General features: G+C 41.2%; 16 protein-coding genes. 8 read left to right on the top strand and 8 right to left on the bottom strand.

Annotation, left to right across the window (positions count from 1 at the left end):
• The first annotated feature begins 121 nt into the window (after positions 1-121).
• Genes sdaAB through SK578_RS09620 form a run of 3 tightly spaced genes read left to right on the top strand, consistent with a single transcriptional unit; the run spans position 122 to position 2,328 of the window.
• Entirely contained in the window at positions 122-793 is a 672-nt protein-coding gene (gene sdaAB / locus SK578_RS09610) for an L-serine ammonia-lyase, iron-sulfur-dependent subunit beta (RefSeq protein ID WP_000838912.1), read from the top strand.
• A gap of 8 nt (positions 794-801) precedes the next feature.
• Positions 802-1,674 (top strand): L-serine ammonia-lyase, iron-sulfur-dependent, subunit alpha, encoded by an 873-nt coding sequence (gene sdaAA / locus SK578_RS09615; protein ID WP_042751788.1) that lies wholly within the window; start codon positions 802-804, stop codon positions 1,672-1,674.
• A 21-nt stretch (positions 1,675-1,695) separates the two neighbouring features.
• On the top strand, positions 1,696-2,328 hold the full coding sequence (locus SK578_RS09620) for an HAD hydrolase-like protein (protein WP_042751789.1): 633 nt from the start codon (positions 1,696-1,698) through the stop codon (positions 2,326-2,328).
• A gap of 108 nt (positions 2,329-2,436) precedes the next feature.
• Here SK578_RS09620 and SK578_RS09625 read toward each other — a convergent pair whose 3' ends face one another.
• Together SK578_RS09625 and SK578_RS09635 are read right to left on the bottom strand one after the other, a co-directional pair.
• Positions 2,437-4,287: a polysaccharide biosynthesis protein gene (locus SK578_RS09625; RefSeq protein ID WP_042751790.1), complete on the bottom strand. Its 1,851-nt coding sequence runs from the start codon at positions 4,285-4,287 to the stop codon at positions 2,437-2,439.
• A 238-nt stretch (positions 4,288-4,525) separates the two neighbouring features.
• Positions 4,526-5,356: a glycosyltransferase gene (locus SK578_RS09635; RefSeq protein ID WP_042751791.1), complete on the bottom strand. Its 831-nt coding sequence runs from the start codon at positions 5,354-5,356 to the stop codon at positions 4,526-4,528.
• Positions 5,357-5,510: 154 nt separating this feature from the next.
• On the opposite strand from SK578_RS09635, the gene SK578_RS09640 reads away from it, so the two are divergent.
• The 5 genes from SK578_RS09640 to SK578_RS09660 all read left to right on the top strand — a co-directional run bounded on the left by SK578_RS09640 (position 5,511) and on the right by SK578_RS09660 (position 9,748).
• The gene (locus tag SK578_RS09640) at positions 5,511-6,677 is read left to right on the top strand and encodes a CynX/NimT family MFS transporter (protein WP_042751792.1); all 1,167 of its coding nucleotides are present in this window, start codon (positions 5,511-5,513) and stop codon (positions 6,675-6,677) included.
• Positions 6,678-6,815: 138 nt separating this feature from the next.
• Complete coding sequence (locus tag SK578_RS09645) at positions 6,816-7,142, top strand: PadR family transcriptional regulator (RefSeq protein WP_042751793.1); 327 nt, start codon at positions 6,816-6,818, stop codon at positions 7,140-7,142.
• Complete coding sequence (locus SK578_RS09650) at positions 7,129-7,722, top strand: DUF1700 domain-containing protein (protein ID WP_042751794.1); 594 nt, start codon at positions 7,129-7,131, stop codon at positions 7,720-7,722. The genes SK578_RS09645 and SK578_RS09650 overlap by 14 nt, the downstream gene beginning before the upstream one ends.
• Complete coding sequence (locus SK578_RS09655) at positions 7,715-8,626, top strand: DUF4097 family beta strand repeat-containing protein (protein ID WP_042751795.1); 912 nt, start codon at positions 7,715-7,717, stop codon at positions 8,624-8,626. The genes SK578_RS09650 and SK578_RS09655 overlap by 8 nt, the downstream gene beginning before the upstream one ends.
• 57 nt (positions 8,627-8,683) lie before the next feature.
• A complete protein-coding gene (locus SK578_RS09660) occupies positions 8,684-9,748 on the top strand; it encodes a DUF6574 domain-containing protein (protein WP_042751796.1) in 1,065 nt (354 codons plus the stop codon).
• Positions 9,749-9,818: 70 nt separating this feature from the next.
• Here SK578_RS09660 and SK578_RS09665 read toward each other — a convergent pair whose 3' ends face one another.
• The 6 genes from SK578_RS09665 to SK578_RS09690 all read right to left on the bottom strand — a co-directional run bounded on the left by SK578_RS09665 (position 9,819) and on the right by SK578_RS09690 (position 15,701).
• Complete coding sequence (locus SK578_RS09665; RefSeq protein WP_042751797.1) at positions 9,819-10,679, bottom strand: DUF4299 family protein; 861 nt, start codon at positions 10,677-10,679, stop codon at positions 9,819-9,821.
• Positions 10,680-10,800: 121 nt separating this feature from the next.
• On the bottom strand, positions 10,801-11,787 hold the full coding sequence (trhO, locus tag SK578_RS09670; RefSeq protein WP_042751798.1) for an oxygen-dependent tRNA uridine(34) hydroxylase TrhO: 987 nt from the start codon (positions 11,785-11,787) through the stop codon (positions 10,801-10,803).
• A 131-nt stretch (positions 11,788-11,918) separates the two neighbouring features.
• Positions 11,919-12,215 carry a bacteriocin immunity protein gene (locus SK578_RS09675; protein WP_042751799.1) on the bottom strand — a complete coding sequence of 99 codons (297 nt, stop codon included), beginning with the start codon at positions 12,213-12,215 and terminating at the stop codon, positions 11,919-11,921.
• A gap of 56 nt (positions 12,216-12,271) precedes the next feature.
• Complete coding sequence (locus SK578_RS09680; protein WP_042751800.1) at positions 12,272-12,961, bottom strand: CPBP family intramembrane glutamic endopeptidase; 690 nt, start codon at positions 12,959-12,961, stop codon at positions 12,272-12,274.
• A 253-nt stretch (positions 12,962-13,214) separates the two neighbouring features.
• Positions 13,215-14,699: an ABC transporter substrate-binding protein gene (locus SK578_RS09685; RefSeq protein WP_042751801.1), complete on the bottom strand. Its 1,485-nt coding sequence runs from the start codon at positions 14,697-14,699 to the stop codon at positions 13,215-13,217.
• 108 nt (positions 14,700-14,807) lie between these two features.
• Positions 14,808-15,701: a carbohydrate ABC transporter permease gene (locus SK578_RS09690; protein WP_042751802.1), complete on the bottom strand. Its 894-nt coding sequence runs from the start codon at positions 15,699-15,701 to the stop codon at positions 14,808-14,810.
• Between the last annotated feature and the right edge of the window lie 34 nt (positions 15,702-15,735).

The raw sequence follows: 15,735 nt of genomic DNA on the forward strand, positions 1-15,735 counted from the left end.
TTTGTTACAAAAGATGCTTTTTTATGCTATTTGTAGTGTAAAAAGGTTTTCATCCACAATTAAAGCCAAGACCTTCATTCTTTGATATAATAGAGATAAGAATTTTTATAAGGGGAAACTGATGAAATCACTTCGTTTTCAATCTGTCTTTGATATCATCGGACCAGTTATGATTGGCCCATCTAGTAGTCATACCGCTGGTGCTGTTCGTATTGGAAAGATTGTCTCTTCCATTTTTGATGATACTCCGACAGAAGTCGAATTCCAACTATTTAACTCATTTGCCAAAACCTATCGTGGTCACGGAACAGACCTAGCCCTTGTTGCAGGTATTTTGGGCATGGATACAGATGATCCCGAAATCCCAAACAGTCTGGAAATTGCCCACAAGCGTGGCATCAAGATTGTCTGGACCATTCAGAAAGACAGCAATGCCCCGCACCCTAATACCACTAAAATTACCGTTAAAAATGCCCACAAGACCATCAGCGTGACTGGTATTTCTATCGGTGGCGGGAATATTCAGGTAACGGAACTCAATGGCTTTGCTGTCTCTCTCAATATGAATACACCGACTATCATCATTGTTCATCAAGATATTCCAGGTATGATTGCCCTCGTAACAGAGGCTCTTTCACGCTATGGTATCAATATCGCCCAGATGAATGTTACTCGTGAAAAAGCTGGTGAAAAAGCTATTATGATTATCGAAGTTGACAGTCGCAACTGTGATGAGGCCATCGAAGAAATTCGAAAAATCCCTCATCTCCACAATGTCAATTTCTTTAAATAGGAGGAAGCATGTTTTATTCTATCAAAGAATTGGTCGAGCAAGCAGATCTGGACTTTCAAGGAAATGTCGCAGAACTCATGATTACAACAGAGTTTGAATTGACCGGTCGCGAACGTGAAGAAGTCCTCCTTCTCATGGAACGCAATCTGGAAGTCATGAAAGCCTCTGTCCAACTTGGCCTCAATGAAAATAAATCTCGTAGTGGCCTGACAGGTGGAGATGCAGCCAAATTGGATCACTACATCAAAAATGGAAAAACTCTGTCAGATTACACAATTCTCTCTGCTGCCCGAAATGCTATCGCAGTCAATGAACACAATGCCAAAATGGGCTTGGTCTGCGCTACTCCGACCGCAGGAAGTGCTGGCTGTCTGCCCTCAGTTCTAACATCTGCTATTGAAAAGTTAGACCTCAGCCACGAGCAACAGCTGGATTTCCTCTTTGCTGCCGGTGCCTTTGGACTAGTCATCGCAAACAACGCCTCTATCTCAGGTGCTGAGGGCGGTTGCCAGGCCGAAGTCGGTTCTGCCTCTGCTATGAGTGCTGCAGCCTTGACTCTAGCTGCCGGTGGAACACCCTACCAAGCCAGTCAAGCCATTGCCTTTGTCATTAAAAATATGCTAGGCCTCATCTGTGATCCTGTTGCCGGCTTGGTTGAAGTTCCTTGTGTCAAACGTAATGCCATGGGAGCTAGCTTTGCCTTCATCGCAGCAGACATGGCCCTGGCAGGTATCGAATCTAAAATCCCTGTGGATGAAGTTATCGATGCCATGTACCAAGTAGGAGCAAGCATGCCAACTGCCTTTCGTGAAACAGCTGAGGGTGGACTCGCTACCACCCCTACTGGTCGTCGCCTCCAAAAAGAAATTTTCGGAGAATAAGTTTATCAAATAGGAGAAACCATGACCTCTATCACAGCTATCTTTTTCGATCTAGATGGAACCCTCGTTGACAGCTCTATCGGGATTCACAATGCCTTTACTCATACTTTTAAGGAGCTCGGGGTGCCTAGCCCTGATGCTAAAACTATTCGTGGTTTTATGGGACCGCCCCTCGAAAGTAGTTTTGCGACCTGCCTTCCCAAAGACCAAATTTCTGAGGCTGTCCAGATATACCGTTCTTACTACAAGGCAAAAGGCATCCATGAAGCTCAACTCTTTCCTCAGATTGTAGACTTGCTTGGGGAGTTATCGAGCAGTTATCCACTCTATATCACCACGACAAAAAATACTCCAACTGCTCAAGATATGACTAAAAATTTGGGAATCTATCATTTCTTTGATGGCATTTATGGTTCCAGCCCTGAAGCACCTCATAAGGCAGATGTCATTCGCCAAGCCTTGCAGGCACATCAACTAGAACCAGAACAAGCCATCATCATCGGAGATACCAAGTTTGATATGCTGGGAGCTCAAGAAACAGGCATTCAGAAATTGGCCGTCACTTGGGGATTTGGAGAGCAAGCAGATCTACTAAACTATCAGCCTGATTATATCGCTCACAAACCCATAGAAGTTTTGAGGTATTTTCAATAACATAGACTGGGTGACAACTCTATTTCAGAAGAAAATGGAGTAAATCTCTACATAACAAAATGCATATTACCAAGGTTCTTCAGACCTGATAATATGCATTTTTCTTTTTTATTCAACGTGGGTTGTTTGATTGGCAAAGGCGATAATGGCTTGCTTCAACTCATCTCCGCTGAGAGTGCGGAACTCTTCAATCTTTTGATCGATGGCTTCTAGAGGCATGACATTGACCTTACCCACGAAAATCTTATCCATAACTTGGTTATCAACCAATTCGGTCGAAACCAAGAGTTCTTCGTAGAGTTTTTCACCTGGGCGGATTCCAACTTCAACGATTGGAATTTCGCTTTCAGTGTGTCCACTTAGAAGGACCATTTTCTTGGCCAAGTCATAAATCTTGACTGGTTTGCCCATATCAAGGATAAAGACTTCTCCATCTTTAGCATAAGCACCAGCATGGATAACCAAACGGCTAGCTTCTGGAATAGTCATAAAGTAACGGGTCATGCGGAAGTCTGTCACCGTTACAGGCCCACCTTCAGCAATCTGACGTTCAAAGACTGGAATGACACTACCACGGCTACCAAGAACATTTCCAAAACGAACTGCACAGTAGGTTGATTGGCTACGTTGGTTAAAGCCAGTGACAATCAACTCAGCCACGCGCTTGGTTGCTCCCATAACATTTGGTGGATTAACCGCCTTATCTGTCGAAATCATAACCATCTTAGGTACTTTGGCTTCATCAACAGCCCTAGCAACGTTGTAAGTTCCACGGATATTGTTTTTGAAGGCTTCTTTTGGATTGCGCTCCATCATAGGAACGTGCTTGTGGGCAGCCGCATGATAAACAATAGCTGGCTTGTACTGCTCAAAGACTTGCAACAAGCGGTCATAATCTTGAATATCTGCGATAACTGGTACATAATCAATCCCTTGGAACTTACGAATCAGTTCATGATACACAAGGTAGATTGAATTTTCCCCATGACCGAGCAAGACAATACGTTCAGGATTGAAGCGGCTAACTTGGCGACAGATTTCAGAACCGATTGAACCGCCAGCACCTGTAACCAAGATTGTTTTTCCAGTAAGTTCTGCTCCCAGACGCGATTCGTCAAGACGAATTTCCTGACGGCCCAAAAGGTCTGTGATATCAATCTTCTGGAAGCCTCCACCTGCTTGGTGAAGTCCTTGAACAACCGTTTCAACTTTAGGCATCTTGTAACATTTGACACCCAGCTTATTACACATCTGCAGGATACGTTCATACTCTGACGGGTCAAGTGACGGAATCGCAACGATAACACGCTCAATTTGATGGCGTTTGGCTAATTCAGGCAGATTATCATATGAACCCAAAACAGGGATTCCACCAAGTTTTTGACCCTTTTTCTTCGCATCCTTATCCAAAATACCGACAAGTTCTAATTCACTAGTTGGATGTTGGTAACTATCCATAAAGAGAGCTCCACCATCACCGGCACCAATCAAGAAGGTCCGACGGTGTTCTCCATCACCACTTCCCTTTTTGCGTTTGGAGTAGATTAACTGCCAAGTAATACGTGGCAATAAAATCAAGAAAGTACTCAATAAGATAAAGAGCACGATAAAACGGATGGAGAAGAGAGGCAAGAAGGCATAGCAGATACTATATGACAAGATACTGCTAGCAGTCACACCAAAAAAGATTTTCATGAAATCCGTAATCTTGCTGTAGCGACTAATACTAGCGTTCAATCCCCAAAATCCAATCATCAATTGATAGAACAGGAAGGCCAAACTCGTGTAGATGATGTAGTCAACAGGTGCTGGATTAATCAATCCGTAGAATAAGATATAAGATACAATGATGGAAACCACCATACTCAAAATATCAAATATTCCCCAGAAAACCTGTTTTTGTTGTTTATTTAAAATTTCCACCAGATCAATCACATAATCTGTGAGTTTTTTATTCATAGAAATTTACTCCTCCTTAAAAGAGCTGGATGATTATACTCAATGAAAATCAAAGAGCAAACTAGGAAACTAGCCGCAGGTTGCTCAAAACACTGTTTTGAGATTGTAGATGGAACTGACGTAGTCAGTAACATATACCTATGGCAAGGCGACGTTGACGCGGTTTGAAGAGATTTTTGAAGAGTATTATATTGTTATTATAACACTTTTTCTCCAGTTTACGATTTGCTACAATCTTTTAATTGCTTTTTCGTAACAGTTTCATAAAAATAAACTGTCGGACAAATCCTGGACAAAGGGCAACAACCATCTGAATCGCAACACTCTTGGCATACTCCATGTAAGAAATTTGTCCTCTCTTCAGCATCCGTTGACGAGCTTGACGATAGAGTTTGAGGTAACGCAGTCCCCCACGACGCTCAAACATCCCTGCTCCGACACGAACCTTACACAAGATTTGATCCAGATTTCCAGTCTTGGCTCCTGCAGCGATCATGTTGAGCCAGAGGAGGTCATCCTCCATATAAAGGCCATCTTCATAGTTGCCTGCCTTGAGAACCATGTCCTTCTTGAACATGACAGTCATGTGGTTAAAGGCACTTCTCATCCTTTGATAAGCTACAATATCTGCATGCTGGGTTGGAACACGACGGTAAGAAACAATCTCATCAGGATTGTCAATAAACTCTGCAATATGGCCACCTAATAGGTCGAGGTTCTCCTTCTCCATTAGCTGAACCTGTTTCTCAAAACGGTCTGGAACAGCTATATCATCCGTATCCATACGAGCGATGATGTCGTACTGACACTGCAAAACACCCTGTCGAAGAGCCAGACCCAAACCTTGATTCTGCTCAAGAGGACAGCGTTGCACTGGAATATCAGACTCAGCTTCCACCTGGTCTAATACCTGATAGAGCTCAGGTGTCAAAGGCCCATCCTCAACCAGAACTAACTCGCTCGGTTTCAGGGTCTGATTTTGAACACTCTCAATAGCATCCTTTAAAAATGTCGGATTTTCCTTGATATAGACCGACATCAATACGCTGATTTTTTGCTTTTCAGACACAATTTTTCTCCAATGTATAGATTTCCTTCCACTATTTTATCATAATTTTCAAGACTTTCCCATTTTTATCTTGAAAGCCAGAAACCTTACTTGACATTATAGTGAAAAAGCCTTAAAATAAGCTGTTATTAAAATCAGCTAGAAGAGGTATTATATGAAAAAGCAATCACTCTTTTTTGTTCCAGGTATTATACTAATTGGTGTTTCCTTGCGGACTCCTTTTACTGTTTTACCCATTATTTTGGGAGATATTTCGCAAGGGCTGGGAGTCGAAGTTAGTTCACTTGGTGTCTTGACCAGCCTTCCTCTCCTCATGTTTACCCTCTTCTCACTATTTTCTACCCGACTGGCTCAGAAAATCGGCTTAGAGCATCTCTTTACCTACAGCCTTTTCTTCTTGACTATCGGTTCTCTGATTCGACTAATCAATCTGCCCCTGCTCTATCTAGGAACCTTGATGGTTGGAGCAAGTATCGCAGTCATCAATGTGCTGCTTCCTAGTCTTATCCAAGCCAATCAACCAAAGAAGATTGGTTTTCTGACCACCTTATATGTAACGTCTATGGGGGTTGCGACGTCTCTAGCTTCCTATCTAGCTGTGCCTATTACACAAGCCAGTTCTTGGAAAGGACTTATCATCCTCCTCACCCTGCTCTGTCTAGCAACTTTTTTGGTCTGGCTCCCAAATCACCGCTATAATCACAGACTGGCTCCACAAACCAAACAAAAAAGCAAAGCAAAGGTCATGCATAATAAACAGGTCTGGGCAGTGATTGTCTTTGCAGGTTTTCAATCCTTGCTCTTTTACACTGCTATGACCTGGCTACCTACCATGGCTATCCATGCAGGCCTATCCAGTCACGAAGCTGGCTTGCTGACCTCTATCTTCTCTCTGATTAGCATTCCTTTTTCAATGACCATCCCAAGCCTGACAACCAGCTTGTCTACTCGCAACCGTCAGCTCATGCTCACTCTGGTTTCACTGGCTGGCGTGGTCGGCATTTCCATGCTCTTTTTCCCGATCAATAATTTCATTTACTGGCTTGCCATCCATCTCCTCATCGGAACCGCAACCAGTGCCCTCTTCCCTTATCTCATGGTCAACTTTTCACTCAAGACAAGCGCTCCTGAAAAGACAGCCCAATTATCCGGTCTATCTCAAACAGGAGGCTATATCCTAGCAGCCTTTGGACCAACGCTATTTGGTTACAGTTTTGACCTTTTCCACTCTTGGGTACCAGCTGTAGCTGCCCTCTTGCTCGTCGATATCATCATGACTGTGGCCCTCTTTACAGTGGACAGAGCTGATAAAATCCTCTAAACTTCTAGTTTTGCCTAGAAGTTTTTTATATATAAAAATTTTACACATATTTCTTGACAGGGCTTTCTTTTAGATGTACAATGTATGTATAGAAAAATTATATATAAAAATCCTACACATTAGAAAAGGAGGTTTCCCATGTACTTTCCAACATCCTCTGCCTTGATTGAATTTCTCATCTTGGCTGTACTGGAGCAGGATGATTCTTATGGTTATGAGATTAGCCAGACCATTAAGCTGATCGCTAATATCAAAGAATCTACACTCTATCCCATTCTCAAAAAATTGGAAGGCAATAGCTTTCTGACAACCTATTCTAGAGAGTTCCAGGGTCGCATGCGCAAATACTACTCCTTAACAGACCGTGGTGTGGAGCAGCTCGTGACCCTAAAAGATGAATGGACACTCTATACAGACACTATCAATGGCATCATAGAAGGGAGTATCCGCCATGACAAGAACTGAATACCTGACTCAGCTAGAACTCTATCTCAAGAAACTACCTGAAGCTGACCGCATCGAAGCCATGGACTATTTCAGCGAACTCTTTGACGATGCTGGAGTCGAAGGAGAAGAAGAACTCATCGCTAGCTTGGGAACTCCTAAGGAAGCAGCCCACGAAGTTCTCTCCAATCTCCTCGATAAAAAAATCAATGAAGCACCCGCTCAAAAAAATAACCGACAAATTTTGCATATCGCCTTGTTAGCCCTACTTGCAGCACCCATCGGTATTCCTCTGGGACTCGCCATCCTCACGGCCCTGTTCGCAATCCTTGTGGCAGCCTTGACTGTCATCTTGGCTTTCTTTGCGGTTTCCATACTTGGTATCATCGGCGGATTCCTATTTTTAGTTGAAAGTTTCACTGTCCTCGCCCAAGCTAAATCAGCCTTTATCTTGATTTTCGGTTCTGGTTTACTGGCTATTGGTGCTTCTTCACTAGTCTTACTAGGTATCTCCTATGTAGCTCGCTTCTTCGCTCTACTCATTGTGCGCCTGGTGCAATTTGTTCTTAAAAAAGGAAAGAGAGGTAACCAGCATGCGTAAATTGACAAAAGGATTTCTCATTTTTGGTGTGGTGACTACCATTATCGGCTTTATCCTGCTTTTTGTAGGCATCCAATCTGACGGAATTAAGAGCCTACTTGCCATGTCCAAGGAACCTGTCTATGATAGTCGGATGGAAGAGCTGACCTTTGGCAAGGAAGTCGAAAACCTAGATATCACTCTCCACCAGCACGCGCTAACCATCACAGACTCTTTGGATGATCAAATCCACATTTCTTACCATCCATCTATTTCTGCTAACCATGATCTTGTCACAAATCAAAACGACAAAACTCTGAGCCTAACGGATAAAAAACTGTCTGAAACTCCATATCTCTCTTCAGGAATTGGCGGGATTCTCCATATCGCAAGTAGCTACTCTCGTCGTTTTGAAGAAGTTATTCTACAAGTTCCAAAAGGAAGAGCTCTCAAAAGGATCAATATCTCAGCCAATCGTGGTCAAACTAGTATCACCAATGCCAGTCTTGAAAATGCAACTCTCAATACAAATGGTTATCTCCTCCGAATTGAAGGAAGTCGTATCAAAAACAGCAAATTCACGACACCAAATATCATCAATATCTTTAGCACAGAACTGACAGATAGTCAGCTAGAGTCAACAGAAAATCACTTCTACGTTGACAATATTAAAGTATATGGTAAGGTAGAACTAACTTCTAAAAATGAACTTAGTATCACGCTAACTCAAAAAGAAAGCCAAGAAATCAACTTAGACCTCTCAAGTCACTATGGTCCTATTTATCAGTTATCGAAAGACGAGAGTCAACGCCACCCCAACGAATTGAGTAACCCTTACAAAACTGAAAAAACTGATACAAAAGGTCAACTCATAGCTAAGGCTGATGATTATATTAGTCTTGAAATTACAGCCAACAGACCTTAACAAACCTATTTATATCGACCACTATAACGCATAGCCCACTAAAAAGGAGGTCCTACTATGACACAAGAATGGTTTGAAAGTAATGATTTTGTTAAATCACCAAATGAAAACAAATCAGAAGATTTATCACAAGAAATGATAGATAAAACTGAAGAAACGATAGCCGATCTCGATGCACCAATTGAAAAAAATACTCAAGTAGAGGAGGAAGTCTCTCAAGCTGAAATCGAACTTGAAAACCAGCAAGAAGAGAAAATTGAAACGCCTGAAAACGGTGAAGCGAGAACAGAAATAGAAGAAAAGAAAGCATTAGATTCTACTGAGGAAGAGCAAGATCTTTCTAAAGCAACAGAAAAAGTCACTATAGCTGAAGAGAGTCAAGAAGCACTTCCTCAGCAAAAACCAACCACGAAAGATCCCCTTCTTATCAGTCAATCCTTAGAAAGTCCCTATATCCCCGACCAAGCTCCAAAATCTACGGATAGATGGAAAGAGCAAGTACTTGATTTTTGGTCTTGGTTAATGGAAGCAATCAAATCTCCTACAAGCAAGCTTGAAACAAGTAGCACACACAGCTACACAGCCTTTCTCTTACTCATTCTGTTTTCTGCATCTTCCTTTTTCTTTAGTATCTACCACATCAAACATGCTTACTATGGACATATAGCAACTATGCATAATCACTCCCCTGAACAATTTGCTTCATTAAATCTCTTTTCGATTATCTCTATCCTAGTAGCAACAACACTCTTCTTCTTTTCATTCCTCTTGGGTAGTTTCGTTGTGAGACGATTTATCCACCAGGAAAAAGACTGGACGCTAGAAAAGGTCTTCCAACAATATAGTCAACTCTTGGCCATCCCAATCATCCTCGCTGCTATTGCTAGTTTCTTTGCCTTCTTTGATAGCCTACGATTTACAGCCCTCTTGTGTGTGATTAGTGTTGGAATCATTCTGCTCGCTAGTCTCCATATCATTACAAGGCCAAGTCAAGCAAGTGAAACCGACTCTTTCTATCAGTTATTCTTGTCTGTCCTTGTGAACGGAGTCATTATCCTCCTCTTCTTTGTAGCTGAAGTGGCACTGATTGGGGATTATCTCCGTATCTTAGCCTTTCTTTAAGATTCAATCCTGTCTTCCATGGCAGGATTTTTTCTATATCAAAAAGCAAGTCAATTGACCTGCTTCTGCTTTACTTTTCTTGTGCTAATGTTTTAAAATCTTTTTCTAAGATGGGTTGTATTTCTAATTGATTGGCGTCTAGTTGGTGGTAAGATGCTGATGGTAATGACTCTAGGAATTTTGCATAGTCCAAGCGGGAAATGGCTTCATAGTCTTCTGGTCTAGAGCCTTCTCCTGTGATTTGAACCAAGTCAATCTCCCACTGCACTTCCTTATCCACCAATTGCTCAATATAGGCAGCAGGAACAAATGGTTCTCTCGGTAAAACAGTCTTGACGCCTTGAGCCAGATGGTAAACACCGTGCACTTGGCCTTCTCCATCCTGATAGAAGGAAACTCTTGCAAAGTAGGCATCTGTCTCTTGAACTGCACGTACACGTGCTTCAAACTGTGCCAAGCCATCTGCCTCTAAAAAGCTCTTCAAGTCCTCATGACTAAAGAAAACAGGATTAAAGATTCCTTGACAAATCGTAAAACGAGCTGCAGTGTCTGCTAGATAGGCTTGAATACTTGCTTGGAAATAAGCTTCAAAATCAAAACCATCTAGTCCTTCAATCTCAGTTCCTGTGTAAGCAAGCAGGCCATCTAAAAATGATTTGATAATCTGCCAGTCTGTCTTCGTGAGTAAGTCAGGAAGATCAATACGGTAAGCCTTGTGATCATCAGCATAGCTAACTTTAAAGAGAAATTGTGATTGTCCCACTATCGCACATTCGATATACTCGAGACGGTTAAGAGGCTGACGGAGATAGACTGCATCATAGCTATGTGACTCCAAACCATCTATCAAGGCCAAGATAGACTTGGCAGTCAAAATTTCCTGTTCTCCTAAAATGCTCTGTTTATTTGGAATAAAAAATGTTTTCGTCATAACTGGACTCCTTTGAAATCGTTTACATATAGTATACCCTATTTTCCTGAAAGATACAGAAACAAACTTTAGATTTTTGAGTAAAAAGCATAGAAAAACAGCCCCTGAGGACTGTTTAATCTTATACAATAGCTGCTTGATCCAAGCTTTCACCGATAGCGGCTAAGCGCTCGACAACTTCAGCTTGTGTCAATTCATTTTCTGAAACATAGCGGTTACGTGGGTGAACACGGCACTCGTGTGAGCATCCACGAAGGTACTTGTCTTCATTTTCTTCTGATGTCAAGATACGACGGTTACAGAATGGATTTCCACAGTTGACATAACGTTCACATGGTGTTCCATCAAACCAGTCTTTCCCTACGATGGTTGGGTTGACATGGTTAACATCTACAGCGATACGCTCGTCAAAGACGTACATTTTCCCATCCCAAAGTTCACCTTGGACTTCTGGGTCTTTACCGTAAGTTGCAATTCCTCCGTGCAATTGGCCGACATCTTTGTAGCCTTCACGGACCATCCAACCTGAGAATTTCTCACAGCGAACACCACCTGTACAGTAAACCACGACGCGCTTGTCCATGAATTTTTCCTTGTTATCACGAACCCATTGTGGCAACTCACGGAAGTTGCGGATATCTGGGCGGATAGCCCCACGGAAATGTCCTAGATCGTACTCGTAATCGTTACGAGTGTCAAGGACAACTGTATCTTCGTCAAGAAGAGCTTCTTTGAACTCTTTTGGAGACAGGTAAGCACCTGTTGTTTCAAGTGGGTTGATGTCGTTGTCAAAGTCGTTGTCTTCCAAACCAAGGTGGACAATTTCTTTCTTGTAGCGAACAAACATCTTCTTGAAGGCTTGTTCATTTTCTTCGTCAATCTTGAACCAGAGGTCTTCCATGCCTGGGAGGCTGTGAACGTAGTCCATGTATTTTTGAGTTGTTTCGTAGTCACCTGAAACTGTTCCATTAATTCCCTCGTCAGCGACTAGGATACGGCCTTTAAGGCCGATTGATTTACAGAAAGCCAAGTGGTCTGCAGCAAATTGCTCTGCATTTTCAATTGGAGTGTAAAGGTAGTAAAGTAAGACACGAATATCTTTTGCCATAAGATTTGTTCTCTTTTCTATTCTTAAATTTTCAGAATTTTTCATCTAACTATACTAGTATACCTGCTTGAGAAAACGAATGCAATTTATTTGACTGGAAATTGTAGAAAGGGATTTATCCCTGCACTTCATCAGTAACCATAGCGAATAGCAGATAGTTCTCTCAATTTTTTGATTTGCCTAGCTTGACTTTCTGACAAAATCAACTTATTATCAATCAATACGCGCGCAAGGTCAACATTCATTTGACTCAAAATAAATGGAGTAGAGGTCCCATCGTCCTCTAATCGTCTTTTATAACTCACTAACAGATTTTTCAAGGGAGTCAGTTGAGGCGTATCCTTTATATCTTCCAATAGATAATTTATGATAGTCCTGGCTTCACAACGCCTTTCACTGCCTCCGGCAAACCATTTTAATGGTGTCATTCTTATTTCCCACCTTAAATTGAAAAACTATCATTCCTAACTCTCATGCTAATATTTTACCCAAACACCCTCTGTAAAAAAGTCAGCAAAAATGGTAAGGTCGCGAAAATATTATTAATCACATGCACCGCATAGGAAGGATAAATGCTCTTGGTATAGCGGGTCAAACTAGCAAAGATGACGCCAGATGTTGCAAAGATGAAGATATCTAACAAACTAGGCAGGCTTGAAAAATGAGGAAGAGCAAATAAAATTGACGGAAGAAGCAAATCAAGGCCAAATCTCGAATGCTTAAAAAAGGCGTGTTGCAGTAATCCTCTATAGATTAGCTCTTCCATAAGTGGAGTCAGAAAGAACAAAGTTATATAGATACCTAGCTCAGCAAAGTTGGTCCCACTATAACCGATCAATACAGCCCAACCTTCAGCAGTTGACTGAACATGTTTAGCTGTCTGAACGTTAAAAGAGATCTGGAGCACTACCACTAATACAGTCAAAATCGAATACCAAAGCCATTTTTTTCTTGGAATGTGAAAGAGATAACCATGACCTGTCTTAACCAGAATCCAAATCATGACTCCGCTAAATAGCAAACTCAAGAGATTTTGAATCCAGACGAAATTGCCAATCTGGGAAGAAAATTGCCAATAATTTTGAACAATAAGCGTCAGCTGAGAAAGACCAAATACGAAAAATAAGTAAGAGAAGACTGCACTTATTTTGAATAGAAGTTGATACCTCTTCATATGAACCCTCCTTTGTAAACTCGAGACATCTCTAATATAAGCTATATTTTCCTAAATACTTACTCCAAATCCTAAATGGTATTTGAGATTTCCTGAATGGTATTTGAGATTTCCTGAATGGTTAAACAGCGATAAGAAAACACAGATATCTATGCTCTCGTTTCAAAAAATCACTGCCTCCCCCAGATAAGCCTGAGGAAAACAGTGATTCAATTTTTAGGAATTAGGAATGAATACACGAAATCAATTGATCTTATGATTTTTTGTTTTTCAAGAATTCATCGTATTGTTTTTGCATTTCGTTCAATACTTTATCGTAAGCACCTTCAGATTTCAATTTTTCCATCAATTCTGGAATAGCTTTATCTGGGTCTACAGTACCAGTGTTGATAGCTGTATCGAATTGTTGCATTGTGTTAGAGATTGCTGAGATTTCAGATTTCACATTGTCAGTATTAAAGATGAATCCAAGTGCTGGAGATTCTTTAGCTTCTGCCAATTGTTTCTTAGAATCTTCGATTTGTTGGTCTGTAACGTTTTCGTTGATGTAAAGGATCCAGTTGTTACCAGTGTTCCATCCACCCATGTGAGTATTTCCTTTGTAGCCATCAAGGACGCGTACACGGTTTTCTTTACCTTGAATTTTTTCCCAGTTCTTGCCTTCTGGACCATAAACAAGACCGTTCAAGAGTTCTGGGTTCGTGTTCAAGAGGTTCAACACTTCCATTGATTTTTCTTTGTTCTTAGAGTTGTTTGAGATAACAAAGTTGGCAACTTGTGTTGTTTGGTTTTTCTTGATAAAGTTAGTGATTGGTTTGATTTGGATGTCTTTGTTCGCAACACGTGAGAGCAAGCTGTTACCGTAGTCAGCTGGTCCTACTGTTTCTTCACGAACGAACCAAGTATCTTGTTGAAGGTCAAATGAAGTGTCGCTGGTTGCTACGTCTTTTGGAATGTATCCTTCTTCATAGAATTTGTGAAGAGTCTTCAAGTGTTCTTTGAAACGAGGTACTTCGTAACGGTTTACGATCTTAGTAGTGTCTCCTTCAAGGTCGATAACAAATGGAAGTCCATTTGGTACTGGGTAGTCAAAGTTATCAGATGGGATAAAGTTCTTCGTAACCGCAAATGGTACTACATCCGGAGCTTTTTCTTTGATTTGTTTCAAGACTGGTTCAAGTGTTTCGTATGAAGTGACACCTGAAATGTCAATACCATATTTTTCAAGAAGAGTTCCGTTGAAGGCAAAGTTTTGAGATGATGCAACGTTAGCTGCAACTGGTACTGCATAGATCTTACCGTTTACAGTGTTCCCTTTGATGTAAGCTGGGTCAAGTGCTTTGTAAAGCTCTGCTCCTTCTTTCTTGTACAAATCAGTCAAGTCAGCGTAAGCACCTTTTTGAGCATTTACGACATAGTTAGATGCAAATGCGATATCATAGTTTTCACCAGATGATGTGATAACAGACATTTTCTTATCATAGTCACCCCATCCAAGGTATTGGATATCCAATTTAGCACCGACTTTTTCTTCGATGATTTTGTTTGCATTTTCTAGCAATTCATCCAAGTTGTCTGGTTTGTCACCGATTTGGTACATTTTGATGACAGGTTTTTCACCTGAAGTAGTATCTGCAGCTTTTTTGTTGTTACCTGTAAGGTTTCCACAGGCAGCAAGACCAGCAGCCAAAGCGACTACGCTAGCAGATGCAAAAGCATATTTTTTCCAGTTTTTCATGATAAAAACTCCTTTTTTTATTTTTAAACTTATAAACGATTTAATGATTTTTAACTTCAGTCACTAAGATGAAGTTGGGAAGGGAGAAACGGTGTTTCTCAACAAGTGCTATTCTTTCACACCACCGATCGTCAACCCTTTAACAAAGTAGCGTTGGAAGAATGGATACAGAATCGCGATTGGAAGGGTTGCAACCACAACCATGGCCATACGACCTGTTTCTTTTGGTAGAGCAACTCCCAGTTGGCCAGATAGGCCGACTGCTTTTGCAATGTAGTCCATATTTTGCTGGATTTGCATAAGCAAATATTGCAATGGATACAAGTTGTCACTCTTGATGTAAAGAAGGGCGTTGAACCAGTCGTTCCAGAAACCAAGAGCTGTCAAAAGCGTGATGGTTGCGATACCTGGAAGTGACAATGGCAAACAAATCTGGAAGAAGATCCGAGCTTCACTGGCACCATCAATACGAGCAGATTCGAGAATAGCTTCTGGAATGGTCTTCTTGAAGAAGGAACGCATCAAGATGATGTTGAATGGTGAGAGAAGCATTGGAACAATCAAGGCCCAAACTGTATCACCAAGTTGAAGTAAACGAGTTACCACGATATAACCCGGTACCAAACCAGCGTTAAACAACATACTAAGTAGAACGAAAATTGTAAAGAATCTGCGGTACTTAAAGGTTGTTCGTGAAATGGCGTAAGCATAAGTTGTTGTGATAAAGACATTTGTCAATGTTCCAACTACGGTTACAAAGACTGAGATGAAGAGGGCTTGGAGGATTTTATCCTTAAACTGTGCCAAGAACTCAAATCCATCTAATCCAAATTGAGATGGGAAGAAGCTATATCCATTTTGGAGGATACTCTTTTCATCTGTTACCGAAATAACGATAACGAATACGAAGGGTAGGATACAAGAGAGGGCAACCAAACCAGAAATGGTACTAAAGAAGATATCTGCTTTCTTACTGAAGGAGTGAATGCCGACATTATCAATTTTTTCTTTTTAATTTTCTTTTCTGCCATATTCT

The sequence above is a fragment of the Streptococcus mitis genome, assembly GCF_000722755.1.
GTDB classification, from domain to species: Bacteria; Bacillota; Bacilli; order Lactobacillales; family Streptococcaceae; genus Streptococcus; species Streptococcus mitis_CM.

Excerpts from the sequence above, each read along its gene's own strand:
- SK578_RS09640 (WP_042751792.1), top strand. The coding sequence starts at position 5,511 with ATGAAAAAGCAATCACTCTTTTTTGTTCCAGGTATTATACTAATTGGT.
- SK578_RS09620 (WP_042751789.1), top strand. The coding sequence starts at position 1,696 with ATGACCTCTATCACAGCTATCTTTTTCGATCTAGATGGAACCCTCGTT.
- SK578_RS09680 (WP_042751800.1), bottom strand. The coding sequence starts at position 12,961 with ATGAAGAGGTATCAACTTCTATTCAAAATAAGTGCAGTCTTCTCTTAC.
- trhO (WP_042751798.1), bottom strand. The coding sequence starts at position 11,787 with ATGGCAAAAGATATTCGTGTCTTACTTTACTACCTTTACACTCCAATT.
- sdaAB (WP_000838912.1), top strand. The coding sequence starts at position 122 with ATGAAATCACTTCGTTTTCAATCTGTCTTTGATATCATCGGACCAGTT.
- SK578_RS09685 (WP_042751801.1), bottom strand. The coding sequence starts at position 14,699 with ATGAAAAACTGGAAAAAATATGCTTTTGCATCTGCTAGCGTAGTCGCT.
- sdaAA (WP_042751788.1), top strand. The coding sequence starts at position 802 with ATGTTTTATTCTATCAAAGAATTGGTCGAGCAAGCAGATCTGGACTTT.
- SK578_RS09655 (WP_042751795.1), top strand. The coding sequence starts at position 7,715 with ATGCGTAAATTGACAAAAGGATTTCTCATTTTTGGTGTGGTGACTACC.
- SK578_RS09660 (WP_042751796.1), top strand. The coding sequence starts at position 8,684 with ATGACACAAGAATGGTTTGAAAGTAATGATTTTGTTAAATCACCAAAT.
- SK578_RS09625 (WP_042751790.1), bottom strand. The coding sequence starts at position 4,287 with ATGAATAAAAAACTCACAGATTATGTGATTGATCTGGTGGAAATTTTA.
- SK578_RS09675 (WP_042751799.1), bottom strand. The coding sequence starts at position 12,215 with ATGACACCATTAAAATGGTTTGCCGGAGGCAGTGAAAGGCGTTGTGAA.
- SK578_RS09665 (WP_042751797.1), bottom strand. The coding sequence starts at position 10,679 with ATGACGAAAACATTTTTTATTCCAAATAAACAGAGCATTTTAGGAGAA.
- SK578_RS09650 (WP_042751794.1), top strand. The coding sequence starts at position 7,129 with ATGACAAGAACTGAATACCTGACTCAGCTAGAACTCTATCTCAAGAAA.
- SK578_RS09645 (WP_042751793.1), top strand. The coding sequence starts at position 6,816 with ATGTACTTTCCAACATCCTCTGCCTTGATTGAATTTCTCATCTTGGCT.